General features: G+C 72.9%; 19 protein-coding genes. 10 read left to right on the top strand and 9 right to left on the bottom strand.

Going from position 1 to position 18,565, the window contains the following annotated elements:
• Positions 1-129: 129 nt before the first annotated feature.
• The 4 genes from ABD207_RS03665 to ABD207_RS03680 all read right to left on the bottom strand — a co-directional run bounded on the left by ABD207_RS03665 (position 130) and on the right by ABD207_RS03680 (position 4,345).
• Positions 130-756, bottom strand: coding sequence for a cytochrome b/b6 domain-containing protein (locus ABD207_RS03665; RefSeq protein ID WP_344009980.1), 627 nt, complete (start codon positions 754-756; stop codon positions 130-132).
• A gap of 2 nt (positions 757-758) precedes the next feature.
• Positions 759-1,436: a molybdopterin-dependent oxidoreductase gene (locus ABD207_RS03670; protein ID WP_344010065.1), complete on the bottom strand. Its 678-nt coding sequence runs from the start codon at positions 1,434-1,436 to the stop codon at positions 759-761.
• A 263-nt stretch (positions 1,437-1,699) separates the two neighbouring features.
• The gene (locus ABD207_RS03675; protein WP_344009981.1) at positions 1,700-3,241 is read right to left on the bottom strand and encodes an APC family permease; all 1,542 of its coding nucleotides are present in this window, start codon (positions 3,239-3,241) and stop codon (positions 1,700-1,702) included.
• A 153-nt stretch (positions 3,242-3,394) separates the two neighbouring features.
• Positions 3,395-4,345 (bottom strand): hypothetical protein, encoded by a 951-nt coding sequence (locus ABD207_RS03680; RefSeq protein ID WP_344009982.1) that lies wholly within the window; start codon positions 4,343-4,345, stop codon positions 3,395-3,397.
• Positions 4,346-4,670: 325 nt separating this feature from the next.
• Here ABD207_RS03680 and ABD207_RS03685 point away from each other — a divergent pair, with 325 nt between their 5' ends.
• Genes ABD207_RS03685 through ABD207_RS03700 form a run of 4 tightly spaced genes read left to right on the top strand, consistent with a single transcriptional unit; the run spans position 4,671 to position 6,862 of the window.
• Positions 4,671-5,570: a DMT family transporter gene (locus ABD207_RS03685; protein WP_344009983.1), complete on the top strand. Its 900-nt coding sequence runs from the start codon at positions 4,671-4,673 to the stop codon at positions 5,568-5,570.
• Between the two features lie 30 nt (positions 5,571-5,600).
• Positions 5,601-6,116 (top strand): NUDIX hydrolase, encoded by a 516-nt coding sequence (locus ABD207_RS03690; protein WP_344009985.1) that lies wholly within the window; start codon positions 5,601-5,603, stop codon positions 6,114-6,116.
• 27 nt (positions 6,117-6,143) lie between these two features.
• Positions 6,144-6,536, top strand: a complete 393-nt coding sequence (locus ABD207_RS03695; protein ID WP_344009987.1) for a YidH family protein — start codon at positions 6,144-6,146, stop codon at positions 6,534-6,536.
• Positions 6,524-6,862 carry a DUF202 domain-containing protein gene (locus ABD207_RS03700; RefSeq protein WP_344009988.1) on the top strand — a complete coding sequence of 113 codons (339 nt, stop codon included), beginning with the start codon at positions 6,524-6,526 and terminating at the stop codon, positions 6,860-6,862. The genes ABD207_RS03695 and ABD207_RS03700 overlap by 13 nt, the downstream gene beginning before the upstream one ends.
• 85 nt (positions 6,863-6,947) lie before the next feature.
• Here ABD207_RS03700 and ABD207_RS03705 read toward each other — a convergent pair whose 3' ends face one another.
• Positions 6,948-7,874, bottom strand: a complete 927-nt coding sequence (locus tag ABD207_RS03705) for an NADP-dependent oxidoreductase (protein ID WP_344009989.1) — start codon at positions 7,872-7,874, stop codon at positions 6,948-6,950.
• Between the two features lie 276 nt (positions 7,875-8,150).
• Between ABD207_RS03705 and ABD207_RS03710 the strand changes: the two genes are divergently transcribed.
• Together ABD207_RS03710 and ABD207_RS03715 are read left to right on the top strand one after the other, a co-directional pair.
• Positions 8,151-9,173, top strand: coding sequence for a phosphotransferase family protein (locus tag ABD207_RS03710; protein ID WP_344009990.1), 1,023 nt, complete (start codon positions 8,151-8,153; stop codon positions 9,171-9,173).
• Between the two features lie 5 nt (positions 9,174-9,178).
• Entirely contained in the window at positions 9,179-10,393 is a 1,215-nt protein-coding gene (locus tag ABD207_RS03715; protein WP_344009992.1) for an acyl-CoA dehydrogenase family protein, read from the top strand.
• Between the two features lie 16 nt (positions 10,394-10,409).
• On the opposite strand, the gene ABD207_RS03720 is transcribed toward ABD207_RS03715, so the two are convergent.
• Positions 10,410-10,556, bottom strand: a complete 147-nt coding sequence (locus tag ABD207_RS03720) for a hypothetical protein (protein WP_344009993.1) — start codon at positions 10,554-10,556, stop codon at positions 10,410-10,412.
• A gap of 94 nt (positions 10,557-10,650) precedes the next feature.
• Here ABD207_RS03720 and ABD207_RS03725 point away from each other — a divergent pair, with 94 nt between their 5' ends.
• On the top strand, positions 10,651-11,628 hold the full coding sequence (locus tag ABD207_RS03725) for a LysR family transcriptional regulator (RefSeq protein WP_344009995.1): 978 nt from the start codon (positions 10,651-10,653) through the stop codon (positions 11,626-11,628).
• On the opposite strand, the gene ABD207_RS03730 is transcribed toward ABD207_RS03725, so the two are convergent.
• From ABD207_RS03730 to ABD207_RS03740, 3 genes are read right to left on the bottom strand one after another with little or no spacing between them, the layout of a single operon-like run.
• A complete protein-coding gene (locus ABD207_RS03730) occupies positions 11,567-12,160 on the bottom strand; it encodes a TetR/AcrR family transcriptional regulator (RefSeq protein ID WP_344001367.1) in 594 nt (197 codons plus the stop codon). The genes ABD207_RS03725 and ABD207_RS03730 overlap by 62 nt on opposite strands.
• 21 nt (positions 12,161-12,181) lie before the next feature.
• On the bottom strand, positions 12,182-13,876 hold the full coding sequence (locus ABD207_RS03735; protein ID WP_344009997.1) for a class I adenylate-forming enzyme family protein: 1,695 nt from the start codon (positions 13,874-13,876) through the stop codon (positions 12,182-12,184).
• Positions 13,873-14,646 (bottom strand): SDR family oxidoreductase, encoded by a 774-nt coding sequence (locus tag ABD207_RS03740; protein ID WP_344010066.1) that lies wholly within the window; start codon positions 14,644-14,646, stop codon positions 13,873-13,875. The genes ABD207_RS03735 and ABD207_RS03740 overlap by 4 nt, the downstream gene beginning before the upstream one ends.
• 240 nt (positions 14,647-14,886) lie before the next feature.
• On the opposite strand from ABD207_RS03740, the gene ABD207_RS03745 reads away from it, so the two are divergent.
• The 3 genes from ABD207_RS03745 to ABD207_RS03755 all read left to right on the top strand — a co-directional run bounded on the left by ABD207_RS03745 (position 14,887) and on the right by ABD207_RS03755 (position 18,346).
• Entirely contained in the window at positions 14,887-16,137 is a 1,251-nt protein-coding gene (locus ABD207_RS03745) for an exo-beta-N-acetylmuramidase NamZ family protein (RefSeq protein ID WP_344009999.1), read from the top strand.
• 373 nt (positions 16,138-16,510) lie between these two features.
• Positions 16,511-17,113 (top strand): hypothetical protein, encoded by a 603-nt coding sequence (locus ABD207_RS03750; protein WP_344010001.1) that lies wholly within the window; start codon positions 16,511-16,513, stop codon positions 17,111-17,113.
• A 165-nt stretch (positions 17,114-17,278) separates the two neighbouring features.
• Positions 17,279-18,346, top strand: a complete 1,068-nt coding sequence (locus ABD207_RS03755) for an RNA ligase (ATP) (protein ID WP_344010003.1) — start codon at positions 17,279-17,281, stop codon at positions 18,344-18,346.
• The last annotated feature ends 219 nt before the right edge of the window (positions 18,347-18,565 follow it).

Here is an 18,565-nt window from a genome sequence, read left to right on the forward strand (position 1 = left end):
TGGAGCGCGAGTCCGAGCACCCGCTGGCCGAAGCCGTCGTACGGTACGCCGAGAGCCGGGCCGTGGCGGCAGTGAGCGCGCTGCCCCGCGGCCGGGCGTCGTTCGCGGCCGCCGCAGCGGGTGCACGCGTCATGGCCGCCACAGCCGGTGCTCGCGCTGCGCCCACTCCCGGCTGACGGACCCGGTCCGCAGGCCGCGGCGGGCCTCCGGGTCGGCCAGGGCCATGCCGATGTGCCCGGCGAGGACGATGCCGATGGTGAGCGCCAGCCAGTCGTGCACGAAGGTCGCGCTGGTGCGCCACATCAGCGGGGTGAGGTGGGTGAACCACATCATCAGGCCGGTGCCCAGCATCACCAGCGTGGCCCCGGCGATCCAGGCGGCGTAGAGCTTCTGCCCGGCGTTGAACTTGCCGGCCGGGCGGGCGGAGGGGCGTTTGTCGCGGTGCAGCGCGGCGCGCAGCCAGGTGCGGTCGTGCGGGCCGAAGCGGTTGAGCCGGCCCAGGTCGGCGCGGAAGGCGCGGGAGGCCAGCCCGGCCAGGACCGGCAGCGGCAGGGCGAGCCCGGACCACTCGTGCACGGTGACCACCAGGGCGCGGCGGCCGACGAGCTGGGCGAGCTGCGGGATGTAGAGGCAGGCGGCGGTGAGGACGCACAGGCCCATCAGGGCGGCCGTGGCGCGGTGCACCCACTTCTGCGCGGGGCCGAAGCGCCGCACGGTCGCGGGGGCGGCGGGCGGTGCGTCAGCTCGTGGGCTCATCATCAGCTCGTGGGCTCGTCGTCACGACCGTTCGAGCGGCCGACCCAGGCGTCGATGTCGTAGCCGCGCTTCTCCCAGTAGCCGGGTACGACGTCCCCGGTGACGGTGATGCCGGAGAGCCATTTCGCGGACTTGTAGAAGTACATGGGGGCCACATAGAGGCGGACGGGGCCGCCGTGGGCGTGGCCGAGGTCCTTGTCCTGCATCCGCAGGGCGACCAGCACGTCGGCGCGGCGGGCCTGGTCGAGGGTGAGGCTCTCGGAGTAGGCGCCGTCGAAGCAGGTGAAGCGCACCGCCTTCGCCCCCGGGCGCACTCCGGCCGCGTCGAGCAGCAGCGACAGCCGTACGCCCTCGAACGGGGTGTCCGGCACCCGCCAGCCGGTGACGCACTGGACGTCCCGGACCAGACGGGTCTGCGGCAGGGCCCTGAGGTCGGCCAGGGTGTAGGCGGCGGGGCGGTCGACCAGGCCGCCGACGGTGAGGCGGTAGTCGGCGGGGCCCTTGCGGGGCACCGAGGAGGTGACGGAGTAGTAGCGGAAGCCGCCGCCGTTGGGGAGCAGGTCGGTCAGGCCGGTGGGGTCCTTGTCGGAGGCCGCGGCGAGGAAGGACTCCAGGCCGCGCTGGAGCGGCGGCGCGGCGAGCACGCCCAGGGCGCCGAGGCCGAGGGTGCCGAGCACCACGCGGCGGCCGACGGGCTTGCCGCGGGCGTCGGGCGCGTCCTGGTCGTCGGGTGCGGCCCGGTCGGATGCGTCCCGGTCGGATGCGTCCCGGTCGGGTGCGTCCCGGTCGTCGGGTGGCGGTGCGGAGTTCACCTCGTCGGCGGAGTTCACCTCTTCATTCGAGCACCCGCGTCCCCCAGGGGCCAGGGATCGCGGGTGCTCGTCAGCATTCCGTAAGCCCGTACTCGGTGGCCGGGCATCCGGTAAGCCGGGCGACGGCCTGCCTACTGCGTGCTCTCGGCCGCCTTCTCCAGCTGGAACGCCTCGTTGCCGAGGCCGATGCGTGCGTGGGTCTCGGGGGCGCGGCTGCGCAGGACCAGGCCCTGGACCAGGCCGGCGAGCAGGGCGAGGCCGATGACGCCGGGCAGGATCCAGCGCAGCGAGGAGCCGGGGCCGGCGCCGACCAGGACGTCGAAGTCCTTGACGGTGTAGCCGGCGATCACGACCAGGGCGAGGCCGGCCAGGCCGGAGGTGACCAGCCGCCAGGCCTGGGCGCCGGCGGCGCCGCGGCGGACGAAGAAGGTGACCACGGACAGGGAGGCGAGGGCCATCAGCACGATCACGCCGAGGGCTCCGATGTTGCCGCCCCAGGTGAACAGGTGCAGCACGGGCGCGGTCGGGTCGCCGTTCGGCTTGTCGTCGGTGAGCGCGAAGGCCAGGACGAGGACGGTGGCGATGACGGTCTGCAGCAGGGAGCCGGTGCCGGGGGCGCCGCTGCCGCCGGTGGTGCGGCCGAAGGCGGCGGGCAGCAGGCCCTCGCGGCCCATGGCGAAGGCGTAGCGGGCGACCACGTTGTGGAAGCTGAGCATGGCCGCGAACATGCCGGTGACGAAGAGGACGTGCAGCACGTCGGTGAAGGTCTCGCCGAGCCGGGCCTCGGTGAGGAAGAACAGCAGTCCCGCGCTGTGCTCGCGGGAGGCGCCGACGATCCCGGCGGGGCCGGTGGCGGCGGTGAGCGCCCAGCTGCTGATGGCGAAGAAGACGGCGACGCCGGTGACGGCGAGGAACATCACGCGGGGCACCAGGACGTGCGGCCGGTTGGTCTCCTCGGCGTAGACGGGGGCCTGCTCGAAGCCGAGGAAGGCGGCGATGCAGAAGCACAGGGCGGTGCCGACGCCGGCGCCGGTGAGGGTGCCGGGGTTGAAGGCGTGCAGCGACAGGCCCTCCTTGCCGGGGTCGGCGATGGCGGCGACGTCGAAGACGACGACGAGCAGGACCTCGATGACCAGCAGCACGCCCAGCACACGGGCGTTGACGTCGATCTTCAGCCAGCCGAGCACGCCGACCGCGAGCACGGCGGTGAGCGCCGGTATCCACCAGGCCATGTCGATGTCGGCGTAGGTGGCGAAGAGCCCGGAGACCTCGAAGCCGAAGATGCCGTAGATGCCGACCTGGAGGGAGTTGTAGGCGACGAGGGCGACCATGGCGGCGCCCGCTCCGGCGGTGCCGCCGAGGCCGCGGGAGATGTAGGCGTAGAAGGCGCCGGCGTTGTGCACATGCCGGCTCATCTCGGCGTAGCCGAGGCTGAACAGCACCAGCACGGTGCCGAGCACCACGAAGAGCAGCGGCTGGCCGATGATGCCCATCACCGCGAATGTTGTGGGCATGACACCGGCGACGACCATCAGGGGGGCGGTCGCCGCGAGGACGGAGAGCAGCAGGCCCCCCGTGCCGAGGCGGTCGGCGCGCAGCGCGCGCTCCTGCCCCTTGAAGGTGCTGATGCCCTCGGCTGTGGCGCTGCTGGTGCTCGAACTGTCCGTCGTCATCGGGAGTCCGTCCTTGGGTCGGTTACGGGGGCTTGGATCGGTTGCGGGGGCCTGGGTCGGTTGTGGGGGCTTGAATCGGTTGCGGGGGCCTGGGTCGGTTGCGGGGACCGGGTCGGTCGTGGGGGCTCAAGTCGGTTGCGGGGGCGTGGGGGGCTAGCCCGCGCCCAGGATCGTCGCCCGCGCGGTGCGGAAGGCGGTCAGCGGGTCGCGGCCGGGGTAGGACCAGGGGGCCGGGGTGGCATGGTCGCCGATGCGGTGGAACAGGGCCGCGGCCTCGGCCCCCCGCCCCTCGCACACCTTGGCGTGGGCCAGGAAGTTGAGGTCGATCAGCCGGCGCGGGTGGTCCTCGTGCTCCCACTCCAGCCACCAGTCGAAGGCGGCCTTCATCACCTGCCGGGCACGGCGGCCCACCCAGTGGCCGGAGGCGGCCGGGTCGGCGGGCTCGTGTCCGGCGGCGGCCAGGGCGCGGTAGCGCTCGGCGTGGGCGATGACCGGGAGGACCGCCAGCGGCGAGTCGGCGGGGGCCTGCTCGGCGGCCCAGTTGGCGAAGTCGTAGACCTCGTGCAGGGGGTCCCGCCCGGCGCCCACCCGGCGCTCGGCGAGCCAGGCGACCATCAGGTGGTGGGCGTGGTGGTGGTCGGCGTGGCGGGTGCGGACCTGCTCGAAGACCCGGACCACGTCGCCGCCGGCCCCCTGGGCGCACTCCAGCAGGAGCAGGCCGAGCCAGGGGGTGGGATCGGCCGGGGCGAGCCCGGCGGCGCCGTGGCAGGCCTCGCGGGCGCGGACGGGCTTCTCCTTGCCGCGTAAGGCGCGCCGGACCTGGGCGAGGGCCAGCAGGACGCGGGCGTCGGCGGACTCCGGTTCGGCGAGCAGCCACTCACGGGCCCAGGCCGCGCAGTACGACTCGCCGGCGAGGACGGTGACGCGGTGGCCGCGCCGGTCCCAGTCGTCACCCGTGTGGACCAGCAGGGAGCGGGTCTGCTGCCAGCGCCCCTGGGCCAGTGCGGCTCGGGCGGCGACGAGCTCGGCGTCGTCGAGAGCCTCGTCGAAGGACTGCGCCGCACGTCTGCGGCCACGGCCGAGGGGAGGCGGGGGTGGGGGCACCGCGGGACTTCCTCACGCGCTCTTCTTGTGGCTCGGTCCACGGCGGCGGTCGGTTCGGCAGTGGTCGGCTGCCGTCCGCCATGGACTGATCACGGACAGCAAACCGGCAGCCAACGGTGGCCGTCAAGGGCGCCTCTGCTGTTACACGCGTCAACTCCTGTGACTGGCGGGACTGTTGTGGCACGTGACGGCGAACACCCGTGCAGAGCAAAAGGGGCAATCTGTGACCCAACCGACGCCTGCGGAGGGAGGCGCTCCGCCCGAAGCGCGGCTAGAGTCAGCTGGTACACGTCCGTGACCCCGCACGACCTCCGAGGTACGCAGCGTGTCCGTTCTGGTACTGGTGCTCGCCGTGAGCGCCGCATGCTGCCTGGGCTTCGGGTTCGTGCTCCAGCAGAACGCGGCCCAGCGCGCCCCCCTCGGCGACTTCCTGTCCCTGCGGCTGCTGGCCGATCTGATGCGGATGCCGCGCTGGCTGGGCGGCACGGCGCTGATGGTCGCCGGCATGGGGCTCGGGGCCGCCGCGCTCGGCCAGGGCGAGCTGTCCCTGGTGGAACCGCTGCTGGCGACCAACCTGCTGTTCGCGCTCACGCTCTCCCGCCGCCAGACCCGGCAGCCGCTGGGCCGCCAGGGCTGGGCGGGCCTGGCCCTGCTGGCGGGCGGGGTGACGGCGTTCGTGGTGGCCGGTGAGCCCGCCGGCGGCCACGCCGTCACCGATCCGGTGCGGCACTGGCTGATCATCGGCGGCATGCTGGCCCTCGCCCTGCTGCTCACGGGCTGCGCCCGGCGCGTCCGGCTCACCCTGGGCCCGGTGCTGCTGGCCGTCGCCGCCGGGACGCTGTACGGCGTACAGGACGCGCTGACACGGGTGAGTGGACAGCGCTTCGCCGACGGCGGCTTCGCGGCGCTGATGAGCGGCTGGCAGCCGTATGCGGTGCTGGTGCTGGGCGTGACCGCGCTGGTGCTGGTGCAGAGCGCGTTCGAGACCGCTCCCCTGCGCATGTCGCTGCCCGCGCTGACGGCGGCCCAGCCGCTGGCCGGCATCGTCTGCGGCGTCGGCATCCTCGGCGACCGGCTGCGCACCGACGCCGGATCCCTGGGCTGGGAGGCCGGCGGCCTGGCGGCGATAGTCCTGGGCGTGCTGCTGCTGGGCCTGCATCCGGCGATGCCGCCCGGGACACAGCGGCCGAAACCCGGCGCCTCGGAGCTCGAACTGCTGCCCTGAGCGTCCGCGCGGCCTGCTTGGATGGACGGCATGAGTTCCGCCGACGAGATGCTCGACATCGTGGACGAGGACGACCGGGTGATCGGCCGGAGCCCGCGCGGCGAGGCCTACGCCCGGGGGCTGCGGCACCGGTGCGTCTTCGTGTGGGTCCGGGACGCCGAGGGGCGGGTCTTCGTGCACCGGCGCACCTCGGGCAAGCTGGTCTTTCCCTCGCTGTACGACATGTTCGTCGGCGGTGTCGTGGGCGCGGGCGAGAGCTACGACGAGGCGGCCCTGCGCGAGGCCGAGGAGGAACTGGGCGTGAGCGGCCTGCCCGCGCCCCGGCGCCTGTTCCGGTTCCTGTACGACGACGGCGCCGGGCGCAGCTGGTGGTCGGCGGTGTACGAGGTCCGCTGCGACCTGCCGGTGCGGCCGCAGCCGGAGGAGGTCGCCTGGCACTCCTTCATCGGCGAGGCGGAGCTGGAGCGGCGGCTGACCGAGTGGGAGTGGGTGCCGGACGGGCTGGCCGCCTACCGGCGTCTGCGGGCGCACCGTGCGGCGGGCTGACCGGGTCTGCGCGGGTAGGGTCGCGCCGTGAGCGAGTTTGTGCGCAATGTGCGGCTGTGGTTCGTGCCCGAGGACGTACGGACGGAGGGCGAGACGCCCGACTACCGGTTCTCGCTGGCCAACGAGCGCACGTTCCTCGCCTGGCTGCGCACGGCGCTCGCCCTGATCGGCGGCGGCTTCGCGGTGGACCAGTTCCTGCCGGACCTGCGCCGGGGCTGGCGGGTCGGACTGGCGCTGGCGCTGCTCGCCGCGGGCGTGCTGTGCGCGCTGCGCGCCGTCAACCACTGGGTGCGCTGCGAGCGGGCGATGCGCCGGGGCGAGGATCTGCCGGTCTCCCGGTTCCCGGCGCTGCTGAGCCTCGTCGTCGCGGTCGTGGCGATGGCGATGGTGGTCGTGGTGCTCGTCGGGTGGGACGGGTGAGGGGGCGGGCGGCCGCCGCGCCGGAGCGGGACCCCGGGCTGCAGCCCGAGCGGACCCGTCTCGCCTGGCGGCGCACCACCCTGTCCGGCACGGTCGCCGCGGTCCTCGCCATCCGGTCCGTACTCCACACCGGGGTGACGGCGGCGGGCGTCCTCCTCTGCGCCCTGTGCTGCACCTGCTGGCTGACCTTCCTCCTCCTCGCCCACCGCCGCATCCGCACGCTGTCGTCCACCGGCAAGCCGGCGGCTCTGCAACCACGGCACGCCACCGCCACGGTCCTGTGCACGGTGGCCCTGGCGGGGTGCGCGGCGGCCCTGGTGTGGTGAGGCCGGTCCGGGTCACGGGCTGGGCAACTCCATGCGCACCTGCGGCGCGTTTTCCGGGGCGGTGGCGTAGCCGGTGGCCGCAGGCTCACTCCACCGTCACGACGATCTTGCCGCGGGTGCGGCCCTCCTGGCTGGCGCGGTGGGCGTCTGCCGTGCGTTCCAGGGGGAACGTCCGGGAGACATGGACGCTGATCGCGCCCTCCTCCGCCAGTTCCGTCAGGCGGGTCAGGTCCTCGTGGTCGGGGCGCACGAAGTAGTACTGGCCGCCGTGCTTCACGACCTCCGGGTCGGCGATGGAGGCCAGCCGGCCCTTCTCGGCGAGAAGGGCTGCCGAGACCGCCAGCGCCTCGCCGCCGACCGTGTCGAAGACCGCGTCCACGCCGTCGGGGGCGAGTTCCCGCACGCGGTCGGCCAGGCCGTCCCCGTAGCTCACCGGCTCCCCGCCCAGTTCGCGCACGAAGCCGTGGTTGCGCTCGCTCGCGGTGCCGATGACGCGGGCGCCCGCGTGCACGGCGAGCTGAACGGCGAGGGAGCCGACCCCGCCGGCCGCGGCGTGCACCAGGACCGTCTCGCCCCGGCCGATCCGCAGCACCTTGTGCAGCGTCTGATAGGCGGTGAGCCCCGCCAGGGGAAGCCCGGCCGCCTCCTCGAAGGAGAGGGTGCGCGGCTTGCGGGCCAGGGTGCGCACCGGCGCCGCCACGTACTCGGCGAAGGTGCCGCGGGAGAGGAAGTCCTCGCGGACGTAGCCGATGACCTCGTCGCCCTCGGCGTACTCCGCCACCGCCACCCCCGGCCGGACCACCACGCCGGAGACGTCCCAGCCGGGGATCACCGGGAAGACGGCGTCGAGGATGCTGTCGAGATAGCCCTCGCGGCACTTCCAGTCGACCGGGTTGACCGCCGCCGCGCGCACCTTCACCAGGACCGAGTCGGGGCCGACCTTAGGATCGCGGACCTCGCCGAGTTCGAGCACCTCGGGTCCGCCGTACCGTGCGTAGCTGATCGCCTTCATGGCTCCGACCCTCCAGGTGCGCCGCGCCCGGCGCAAGCCGGAGGGGGCCCGGACGGCCGGGCGGGTGCGAATCCGGCCGGGCGGCCCGGCCGGGCACGGACCTTCGGACCCGGGCGCGCACCGGGCGACCGGCCAGGTCGGCGCCGGTCAGGAGGGTGCCGAAGGGCCCCGGAGGGATATCGTGGCTCCGATCACGTTTCGCTCCCCCTCTGGACGACATACCGACCGGTCGGCATCATGAGGTGACCACCCTTCACCTCCCCGACAGGAGCGACGATGAGCCCCGACCACCCGCCCGGACTCGATCTCGACCGGCTGCGCGGCCTGCTCGACCGCGAGCGGCCCGGCCTGGTGAACGGCCCCCTGTCCGGCCGGCTGATCGAGGGCGGCAGGTCGAACCTCACCTACGCGGTCGGCGACGGCACCTCGCAGTGGGTCGTCCGGCGGCCCCCGCTCGGGCATGTGCTGGCGACCGCGCACGACATGAAGCGCGAGCACCGCGTGATCAGCGCCCTGCACCCGACCGCCGTCCCGGTGCCGCGCCCGCTGCTGCTGTGCGAGGACGAGGAGGTGCTCGGCGCGCCGTTCTACGTCATGGAGTTCGTCGAGGGCACCCCGTACCGCACCGCCGAGCAGCTCTCCGTGCTCGGCCCGCAGCGCACCCGGGACGCCCTGCTGAACCTGGTGGACACGCTGGTCGAGCTGCACGCGGTGGACCCCGCCGAGGTGGGGCTCGCCGGCTTCGGCCGCCCGGAGGGCTTCCTGGACCGGCAGCTGCGCCGCTGGGGCAAGCAGCTGGACGCCTCCCGCAACCGGGAGCTGGCCGGTATCGACGAGCTGCACTCGGCCCTCGGCCGGGCGCTGCCCGACTCCCCCGCGCCGACGGTGATCCACGGCGACTACCGGCTCGACAACGTCCTGCTGGGCGAGGACGACCGGATCCGGGCGATCCTCGACTGGGAGATGTCCACGCTCGGCGACCCGCTCACCGACCTCGGGCTGCTGGTGATGTACAGCGAGCCGCTGGAGCTGGCCGACTCCCCCGTCTCCACGACCGCCACGGCCCCCGGCCACCCGTCCCCCGCCGAGCTGATCGAGCGGTACGCCGCCCGCTCGGGCCGCGACGTCTCCGCCGTGTCCTGGTACACGGCGTTCGCCTGGTTCAAGCTCGCGGTGATCCTCGAGGGCATCCACTACCGCTACACCCTGGGCCAGACGGTCGGGCGCGGCTTCGAGCGCATCGGCGACCTGGTGCCGGTCTTCATCGAGCACGGTCTGACGACTCTTCAGGAAGGCTGACGGACATGGACTTCGCGTTCGACGCGCGCACCGAGGAGCTGCGCGCCAAGTTGCTGGCCTTCATGGACGAGTACGTCTACCCGGCCGAGCGGATCGCCCACGAGCAGCGCGCGGAGCTCGCCTCGCCGTGGGAGACGGTGCCCGTGGTGGAGGAGCTGAAGGCCGAGGCGCGCAGGCAGGGCCTGTGGAATCTGTTCCTGCCGGACGAGGAGTACGGCGCCGGCCTGACCAACCTCCAGTACGCCCCGCTCGCCGAGATCATGGGCCGCTCCCCGCAGATCGCGCCCACGGTCACCAACTGCGCGGCGCCCGACACCGGCAACATGGAGGTGCTGGCGCAGTTCGGCGACGAGGCGCAGAAGAAGCAGTGGCTCGAGCCGCTGCTCGCCGGTGAGATCCGCTCGGCGTTCGCGATGACCGAGCCGGACGTGGCCTCCTCGGACGCCACCAACATCACCACCCACATCGAGCGGGACGGCGACGAGTACGTCATCACCGGCCGCAAGTGGTACATCTCCGGGGCGATGCACCCGGACTGCAAGATCTTCATCGTGATGGGCAAGACGGACCCCGACGGGCCGGACATCCGCCGCCAGCAGTCGATGGTGCTGGTCCCCCGCGACACGCCCGGGGTCACGGTGAAGCGGGCGATGCAGGTCTTCGGGTACGAGGACCACTACCACGGCGGCCACGCCGAGGTGATCTTCGATCACGCCCGGGTGCCGGTGTCGAACCTGATCGGTGAGGAGGGCGGCGGCTTCGCCATCGCCCAGGCCCGGCTGGGTCCCGGACGGATCCATCACTGCATGCGGCTGATCGGCATGGCGGAGCGGGCGATCGAGCTGATGTGCCGGCGTGCGGTGAGCCGGGATGCCTTCGGCAAGGCGCTGGCCCAGCAGGGCGTGGTGCAGAACTGGATCGCCGACGCCCGTGTGGCCGTCGAGCAGCTGCGGCTGCTGGTGCTGAAGACGGCCTGGATGATGGACACGGTCGGCAATCGGGGCGCGCACACCGAGATCCAGGCCATCAAGATCGCCACCCCGCGCACGGTCGTCGGGATCCTGGACCGGGCGATCCAGCTGTACGGCGCGGGCGGGGTGAGCCAGGACTTCCCGCTGGCGGAGCTGTACGCGGGCGCGCGCACGCTGATGATCGCCGACGGCCCGGACGAGGTGCACCAGCGCTCGCTGGCGCGGCGGGAGCTGAAGAAGTACCGGTAGCGGGCGCCGGTGGTCTCTAGTAGCCGGCCCAGGGTGTGTGGTCCGTCAGCGCCAGCCGGCGCAACAGGCAGCGCAGGCACAGCAGCTGACGGGCCGCCAGGCGCAGGGCGGTGGGGCTGCTGGGGGCGTACGCGGTGGTCCACAGGCTCGGTACGAGGTCCATGCCGTCAGGATCGGCCGAGTCCGGCCGGCCGGTCCAACAGATGGTTTCGCTGCGACCCATCTGCAAAACCGATGGGTGTCTCTAGGATCGACGGATGGAGATACGTCAGCTGCGCCATTTCATGGCGGTCGTCAATGAGGGCGGTTTCACCGCGGCCGCCCGGGCCGAGCTGATCGTGCAGTCGGCGCTCAGCGCCTCGATCCGCAATCTGGAACGGGAGCTGGGCGCCGACCTGTTCGACCGCACCGGGCGCCGGGTGGTGCTGACCGAGGCGGGCCGTGCGCTGGTGCCGCAGGCCCGTGCGCTGCTGGCCGGGGCCGAGGCTGCCCGTCAGGCGGTGGCGGCGGTGACCGGGCTGGAGCGCGGCCGGGTGGCGATCGGCACCATCCAGACGCTGACCAGTGTGGATCTGCCCGCCGAACTGGCCGCCTTCCACGGCGCGTTCCCCGGCGTCCAGGTGTCGGTGCGGGACGCCACGGTGGACGAGCTGACCGATGCGCTGCGGGCCGGGGAGCTGGATCTGGCGTATCTGGCGCCGGACGCCCGGGAGCTGCCCGAAGGGCTGACGGTGCACGCCACCTGGCACGAGGAGCTGGTGCTGATCACCGCGCCGGGGCACCGGCTGGCCGGGGCGGGGCGGGTGCGCATCAGCGATCTCGCCGAGGAGCCGTTCGTGGACTTCCGCGCGGGCACCGGCCTGGAGACGGCGGTGCGGCGGCTGGCCGCGCACTGCGGACTGCGCCGCCGGATCACCTGTGACGTCACCCAGGCCGGTCTGCTGGTGGAGCTGGTGCGGGCCGGGATCGGGGTCGCCTTCGTGCCCCGGCCGATCGGCGAGCGGGCCGGGCTGCCGTGTGTGACCGTGCGGCAGCCGGAGCCCGGCCGCACGGTGGTCCTGGCCGGGCGCGGGGCCCGGCCGCGCAACCCGGCGGCGGCCGCGCTGCTCGATCACCTGATGGCCGCCTCGGCCGGTCACCTCACGGATGCCCCGGAAGCGCGGCCGCCTCGGCTCAGGGGCGCAGCGCCCGCAGCAGCAGGTCGGCGAGGTGGTCGGCGACCTGTTGCGGGCTGAGCGGGCCGTCGGGCCGGTACCAGGTGGACAGGTGGTGGACGGAGCCGAAGTGGTAGTCCACCACCAGGTCGGCCGGGGTGGCCTTGGAGAAGACGCCCGACTCCTGGCCCTCCTCGATCAGCGCCCGGAAGCGTTCGTGGTAGCGGCGGCGCTCGGCGCGCACCTGCTTGTTCTTCTCCGGGCTCAGATGGTGCATGGAGCGGAAGAAGATCGACGCGTCGTCCAGGTTCTCGATCGTGGTGACCACGACGTCCGCGGCCGCGTCGCGCAGCCGCTTCTCGACCGGTTCGTCCTTGTCGGCGAAGTGGTCCAGGCGCTCCTGCTGCAGCCGCAGCACCCGCGCGTACACCTCGTGCAGCAGGTCGTCCTTCGAGCCGAAGTAGTGGTACAGCGCCCCCTTGGTGACGCCGGCCGCCTCGACGATCTCCTGCACGGAGGTGCGGTCGTAGCCCTGCTCGGCGAAGAGCCGGGTGGCGGCGGCCAGGAGCCGCTGCGGCACAGGAGTTCCGTCACCGTCCGTCGTCCTGGGCACTGCCGCCACCTGCCTTCCGTCTCACTGCCGGCTGTCACCGGCGGGTCGTCGTCCATTGTCGTGCGTCCGGGAACGCAGTTCCCGACGGAGGATCTTCCCACTGGCCGTCTTCGGCAAGTCGGGCAGGATCTCCACCTGACGGGGATATTTGTAGGCGGCCAGTCTCTCCTTGCAGTGGGCGGCGAGCTCGTCCGGGTCCGCCTGGGCGCCGGGGCGCAGGCTGATGTAGGCCTTGACGGTCTCCCCGCGGTAGCCGTCGGGCACGCCGACCACGGCCGCCTCGCGGACCGCGGGGTGGGTGTAGAGGACGTCCTCGACCTCGCGCGGCCACACCTTGAACCCGGAGGCGTTGATCATGTCCTTCTTGCGGTCGACGACGTAGAGCCAGCCCTGCTCGTCCATGAAGCCGATGTCGCCGGTGCGCAGCTCCCCGTCCGGGAAGGTCTCGGCGGTGGCGTCGGGCCGCTGCCAGTAGCCGGGCACCACCTGCGGGCCGCGCACCAGGATCTCGCCCGGCTCTCCGAAGGGCACCTCGGCGCCCTGCTCGTCGACGATCCGGACGACCGTGTCCGGTCCGGGCAGCCCCACTGCCAGCGTCCCGGAGGCCTCGTCGACGGGGGCCTCCAGGTGCGGCGGGACGGAGGCGCAGGGTGCGGTGCATTCGGTGAGCCCGTAGCCGTTGCGGATGTACGGTCCGAAGCCTTCGCGGAACTTCTCCACCAGGGCGGGCGGCAGCGGGGCGCCTCCGGAGTTGATCACCTGGAAGGAGGAGAAGTGGCCGCGGGTCGCCGAGGGGTGGGCGGCGAGGGCCATGAAGGCGGTGGAGGGGCCGACGGTGTAGTGCGGGCGGTGCTCGGCGAAGGCGTCCAGCACCACGCCCGCCTCGAAGCGGTACGCCAGGACGAGGGTGCCCGCGCTGTTCAGGCAGGCGCCCAGCTGGCAGACCATGCCGGTGATGTGGAACAGCGGCGCGAGCGCGAAGTAGACGGGCGCCTCGGGCAGGCCCAGGCCGGTGCGCTGCCGTTCGGCGTTGTACATGATGTTGCCGTGGGTGTTGGTGGCGCCCTTGGGGGTACCGCTGGTGCCCGAGGTGTAGCTGATGAGCGCGATGTCGCCGGGTGCCGGGTCGCGGTCCCCGGGTGCGCGCCGGCCGCGGCGGGCGACGGTGGTGAGGTCGTCGGCGTCCGGGGCCTCGGGGAGCCGCTCGAAGGAGAGCACACGGCTGTCGCCGCGGCTCTGGAAGTCCAGTTCGCAGCCGGTGAGCACGATCCGCACCGGTGAGCCGGCCGCGGTGTCGCGCAGATACTCCTCCCACGCCCGGTCGGCGCAGATCAGCGCCGTGACGCCGGCGTCGTGCAGGACATGGCCGACCTCGCCCGACTTGTACATGGGGTTGACGGGGACCACGGTCGCGCCGGCCTTCCAGGCGCCGAGCAGGGCGAGGACGAACAGCGGCGAGTTCTGCAGCATGATCGCCACCCGGTCGCCGCGCTCCAGTCCCCGCTCGGCGAGGTGCCCGGCGACGGAGTCGCTGAGCTCGTCGGTCTCCCGGTAGGTGAGCCGGCCGTCGAAGTAGGCGAGGAAGGTGCGGTCGGGTGCGGCCGTCACCGCTGCGCGCAGGGCGTGGACCAGGGAGTCGGCCGGTGCGATCGGGGCGCGCTGGGCCTCGGTGAGGAGGTCCAGCCAGGGCTTGGCCGCGTAGCGCGAGGCGGTCACCGGGTGGCCTCCCACTGCTGCTGGATGCGGTTCATGCCGCCGAGCCAGCGCTCGGGGTCGGTGGCGCGGGCACGGTAGTACTCGGCGACCTCGGGGTGCGGCAGGATCAGGAAGCGGTCCTCCTCGATGCCGCGGAAGAGGGCGTCGGCCACGTCGTCCGGCTCGATGGCGGTCGGCCTGAGCACCAGGTCCCCGGCGCTGCCGCTGGCGTCGAGCATGCCGGTGCGCACGCCCTGCGGGCAGATCGCGTGCACCTTCAGGCCGCGGTGACGGTACGTCAGCGACAGCCATTCGGCGAAGGCGTAGGCGCCGTGTTTGGTGACGCTGTAGGGGGCGGCGCCGATCATGGTGAGCAGTCCGGCGGCGGAGACGGTGGAGACGAAGCGGCCGCTGCCGCGCTCCAGCCAGTCGGGCAGCAGGGCGTGGGCGGCGCGGACGTGCGCCATCACATTGACGTCCCAGGACAGCGCCCAGGCCCGCTCGTCGAGCGGCTCGCCGACGTCGCCGCCGTCGCCGCCGACGCCGGCGTTGGCGCAGTAGACGTCGACGGTGCCGCCGAGGGCGTCGCGGGCCTCGGTGACGATGGTGGCGGCGTCGCCCGGGAGGGCGATGCCGCCGATCTCCTCGGCCACGGCCTTGGCCCCGTCGGCGTCCAGGTCGTTGACGACGACCCGCGCCCCCTGGGCGGCGAAGCGGCGGGCGAGGGCCGCCCCGATGCCGCCCCCGGCCCCCGTGACGACCACCTTCGCACCCTGCACGGCTTCCACGATCGGTCTCCTTCGACGCGGCGTCCCAAGCGAGTTCCGCGCGACCGCCGCCTACGGCCCGTACGCTGTACGGCCCGGTCGCCCGGGCCTTCCCCGGCGGTGACGCGCGCCGCCAGACTAACCGGTCGGTATGTCGCTGGGAAGAGGTGATCCCAGGCGGGTCGGTCAGGTTCGTTCCGCGGGGCCCGGGTGAGCGCTAGCGTGCATGGGCATGACATCTGCCGGGATCACGGAGGTCACCGCATGAAGCTGTCCAGACGGAACCTGCTCGCCGCCACAACCGCCGCCGCGGCGGTGAGCGCGGCACCGGCGTACGCGGCCCCCGGCCCGGGCCACGGCTCCGGACGCAAGCTGCGCACCGGGTTCGAGCGGCTCGCGGCGGACGGCTACGCGCTGCTCGACGGGCAGCGGGTCGGGGTGGTCACCAACCCGACGGGCATCACCCGCGACGTGCGGCACATCGTCGACGTGATGCACGCCGACGACCGCGTCGACCTGATCGCCGTGTTCGGTCCCGAGCACGGTTTCCGCGGCACGGCGCAGGCGGGCGGCTCCGAGGGCCGCTACGACGACCCGGCGACCGGGCTGCCGGTCTACGACACCTACCTGAAGAGCGGTCAGCCACTCGCCGACATCTTCACCGCGTCCGGCGTGGACACGGTGGTCTTCGACATCCAGGACGTCGGCGCCCGCTTCTACACCTACATCTGGACGATGTACGACTGCATGGAGGCGGCGCAGCTCGCCGGGAAGCGGTTCGTCGTCCTGGACCGGCCCAACCCGGTGACCGGGCGGGCTGCCCTCGGCCCGGTGCTGCACAAGGAGTTCGCCACCTTCGTCGGACGGCAGCCGGTCTCGCAGGCGCACGGGATGACGGTGGCCGAGCTGGCGCGGCTGTTCAACCACGAGTTCCTCACCTCCCCGGTGCCGCTGGAGACGGTGCGCATGTCGGGGTGGCGGCGCTCGGACTTCTACGACGCCTCCGGGCTGCCCTGGGTGCCGCCGAGCCCGAACATGCCGACGCCTGAGACCGCGCTGGTGTACTCGGGGACCTGCCTGTTCGAGGGGACCAACCTCTCGGAGGGGCGCGGCACCACCCGGCCGTTCGAGCTGCTCGGCGCGGAGGGCATCGACGGGCGGTGGGCGGCCGCGGCGAACGAGCTGGAGCTCGCGGGCGTGCGCTTCCGTGAGGCGTACTTCACCCCGACCTTCTCCAAGTTCCAGGGCAAGACGGTCGGGGGCGTGCAGCTGCATGTGCACGACCGCGAGGCGTTCGACCCCGTGCGCACCGGCATCGGCCTGCTGATCTCGGCCAAGCGGGTGTGGAGCGGCTTCGCCTGGCGCGCGGACAACTGGATCGACAAACTGACCGGATCCACGCTGGTGCGCACCCTGATCGACTCGGGCGCCGGCGTGGACGAGGTGGTGGGCGCCTGGCAGGACGAGCTGCGGGAATTCCGCCGGATGCGGCGGGAGTACCTGCTGTACCGCTGAGGCGGCGCCGGGCGGGAATGCGATGCGGTGGGGGGCGGCNNCCCCCACCGCATTTTCCACGCCGTTCTGCCGCCGCGATGCATACCGGTGCCCGCTTTCAGGAACCCGTGGCCTGTGCCGGGAGTTCTCAGTGCGGGAGTTCTCGGTCCGGACCAGGGGTGCCGGGGCGCACGAGGTGCGCCCGGCGCGTACTGCGGACCACAACTGAACCCGGGCGCAAGAGGGTTGGCGCGCGAGCCCTGCGGCCCGCCGATGGGGGCCATCGAAAAACAGATGGAGCCGATTCGCTTTTCGGTACGTCTATCCGGCGACGTCCTTCGACGACGCCGAAGTGACCGGACGACAGGTGCAGGTGTGACGGAGGTGCAGGACGATGGCCGGTTTCCGAAGTCTGGCGAGACAGGTCCGCGATCCGCGGTGCGACCTGGCACTGCGACGTTATTCGCTGCGCAAGTGCCTGGAGCGGTTCGCTCCTTATGGGCACAGGGCGACGTGGGACCATCTGTGCGCGCGGGCCGGATTCGACCCCGAGGACCGCTCCGTGGACCCAGCGCGGCTCGTGGCCGCACTGGAGGAGCTGGAGGAGGCCCGGGCGGTCTGGCTGACCTATGAGGCGGAGTTCGCCGAGCGGCGCAAGAAGGAGAAGCAGGAAGGGCTGCGCAGGCCCGGCAGCGTGGACGACTGGCACCGGATGACCTGGGGCGGCTTCGGTGTGGCCTGGTGCGACGACCCCCGGGTGCATCCGCGCGAGCCGCTGGCGGAGGTGCTGCGGCGGCTGATCGCCGCGCTGGAGCGGGAGCCGGGTTCGGCGTGCCCCGTGTGCCGGGGGGAACGGCTCGTCTGGCGCTACGACCTGGATCACGAACCGTCGGCGGGCCCGGTGTGCACGGACTGCGGCATCCTGGTGCCGACGCCGGTCCTCACGGCCGAGGCGCTGGCGAACGCACGACGCACCACTTTGCTGGTGTCGGCCTGAAGGGTGCGGGGCGTGCGGAGGGCAGGCCGCACCCCCGCGATCGCCGGGCGGGCCGCGACCGCGGGTGAAGACCGTAGCAAGCGGTAAACCGGTCGCTCCACCCCTTTCTCCTGCGGACAGTCGGGGGCGATGAAACGCACCTGACAACCCGAAGGAGCGGCCTCGATGTCGACGCTGCGGGTCACCGCCGAAGTCCTGACCATCCACGAGCATCCCAACGCCGACGCGCTCGAGCTGGCCCAGGTGGGCCTGTACCGCGCGGTCGTCGCCAAGGGCCTGTACCGCACCGGTGACGTCGCCGTGTACATCCCCGAGCAGGCGGTGCTGCCGGCCGAGCTGATCGAGGAGCTGGGGCTGACCGGACGGCTGGCGGGCGGGAACCGCGACCGGGTGAAGGCGGTACGGCTGCGCGGTGAGCTGTCGCAGGGCATCGTGTGCCGCCCGAACGCGCTGGCGGACGTCGACCTGAAACAGGCGGCGAAGGACGGCACGGACTTCGCGGAGCGGCTGGGGATCACCAAGTGGGTTCCCCCGGTGCCGCCCACCAGGAGCGGCGAGGTGGAGCCCGCCCCGGACCTGCTGCCCTGGGTGGACATCGAGAACATCCAGCGCTACCCCGACATCTTCGCGCCGGGCGAGCCCGTCGTCCTCACCGAGAAGCTGCACGGCTCGGCCTGTCTGCTGACCTATGTCGCGGACGAGGACCGCGTGTACGTCTCCTCCAAGGGCTACGGTGCCAAGTCGCTGGCGCTGAAGGAGGATCCGCGCAATCTGTACTGGCGCGCGGTGCGCGGTTACGGGGTCGCCGAGGCGGCGGCGGAGCTGGCCGGCCGGCTGGGCGCGCGGCGCGTCGGCATCTTCGGCGAGGTGTACGGCGCCGGCGTGCAGGACCTGACGTACGGCGCGGACGGGCGGCGCGACACCCTGGGCTACGCCGTGTTCGACGTGTCCGCGGAGATCGACGGGCAGGTGCGCTGGCTGGACGCGGCCGAGCTGCTGGAGGGCAGGCTGCCGTTGGTGCCCCGGCTGTACGAGGGCCCCTACGACAGCGACGAGGTCCTGCGGATCGCGACCGGGCGCGAGACCGTCTCCGGGCGCGGGCTGCATCTGCGGGAGGGTGTCGTCATCCGCCCGGCGGTCGAACGCCGCAGCGACGTCACGGGCGGCCGTGCCATAGCCAAGGCGATCAGCCCTGCGTACCTGACCCGCAAGGGCGGAACGGAGTACGAGTGAGGGGGCCGCCGGTCGGCGGTTTGCGTGGTGAGCGGCACCCGTGCCAGGGCTGCGCCCGGATTGGGGCACCCGGCGCGGGTGCCGGCCGGGGGTGGGGTGGCGCTTGCCCGCGCTTGCAGGGTGCCGCTGCGCCCACCCTCCCCCACTCTCGACTCCGCTCGAGCGGGGGACCCCCATCGCCCCAGCGGCACGACTGCCCGCAGCTAGGGAGGCCGGAGC

It is taken from the genome of Streptomyces thermospinosisporus, assembly GCF_039526425.1.
Taxonomy (GTDB): Bacteria; Actinomycetota; Actinomycetes; order Streptomycetales; family Streptomycetaceae; genus Streptomyces; species Streptomyces thermocarboxydovorans.

What these genes read in the sequence shown, in the direction of transcription:
- ABD207_RS03665 (WP_344009980.1), bottom strand. Translation starts at nt 756, where the DNA reads ATGAGCCCACGAGCTGACGCACCGCCCGCCGCCCCCGCGACCGTGCGG.
- ABD207_RS03705 (WP_344009989.1), bottom strand. Translation starts at nt 7,874, where the DNA reads ATGAAGGCGATCAGCTACGCACGGTACGGCGGACCCGAGGTGCTCGAA.
- ABD207_RS03710 (WP_344009990.1), top strand. Translation starts at nt 8,151, where the DNA reads ATGAGCCCCGACCACCCGCCCGGACTCGATCTCGACCGGCTGCGCGGC.
- ABD207_RS03745 (WP_344009999.1), top strand. Translation starts at nt 14,887, where the DNA reads ATGAAGCTGTCCAGACGGAACCTGCTCGCCGCCACAACCGCCGCCGCG.
- ABD207_RS03675 (WP_344009981.1), bottom strand. Translation starts at nt 3,241, where the DNA reads ATGACGACGGACAGTTCGAGCACCAGCAGCGCCACAGCCGAGGGCATC.
- ABD207_RS03715 (WP_344009992.1), top strand. Translation starts at nt 9,179, where the DNA reads ATGGACTTCGCGTTCGACGCGCGCACCGAGGAGCTGCGCGCCAAGTTG.
- ABD207_RS03750 (WP_344010001.1), top strand. Translation starts at nt 16,511, where the DNA reads ATGGCCGGTTTCCGAAGTCTGGCGAGACAGGTCCGCGATCCGCGGTGC.
- ABD207_RS03725 (WP_344009995.1), top strand. Translation starts at nt 10,651, where the DNA reads ATGGAGATACGTCAGCTGCGCCATTTCATGGCGGTCGTCAATGAGGGC.
- ABD207_RS03690 (WP_344009985.1), top strand. Translation starts at nt 5,601, where the DNA reads ATGAGTTCCGCCGACGAGATGCTCGACATCGTGGACGAGGACGACCGG.
- ABD207_RS03720 (WP_344009993.1), bottom strand. Translation starts at nt 10,556, where the DNA reads ATGGACCTCGTACCGAGCCTGTGGACCACCGCGTACGCCCCCAGCAGC.
- ABD207_RS03755 (WP_344010003.1), top strand. Translation starts at nt 17,279, where the DNA reads ATGTCGACGCTGCGGGTCACCGCCGAAGTCCTGACCATCCACGAGCAT.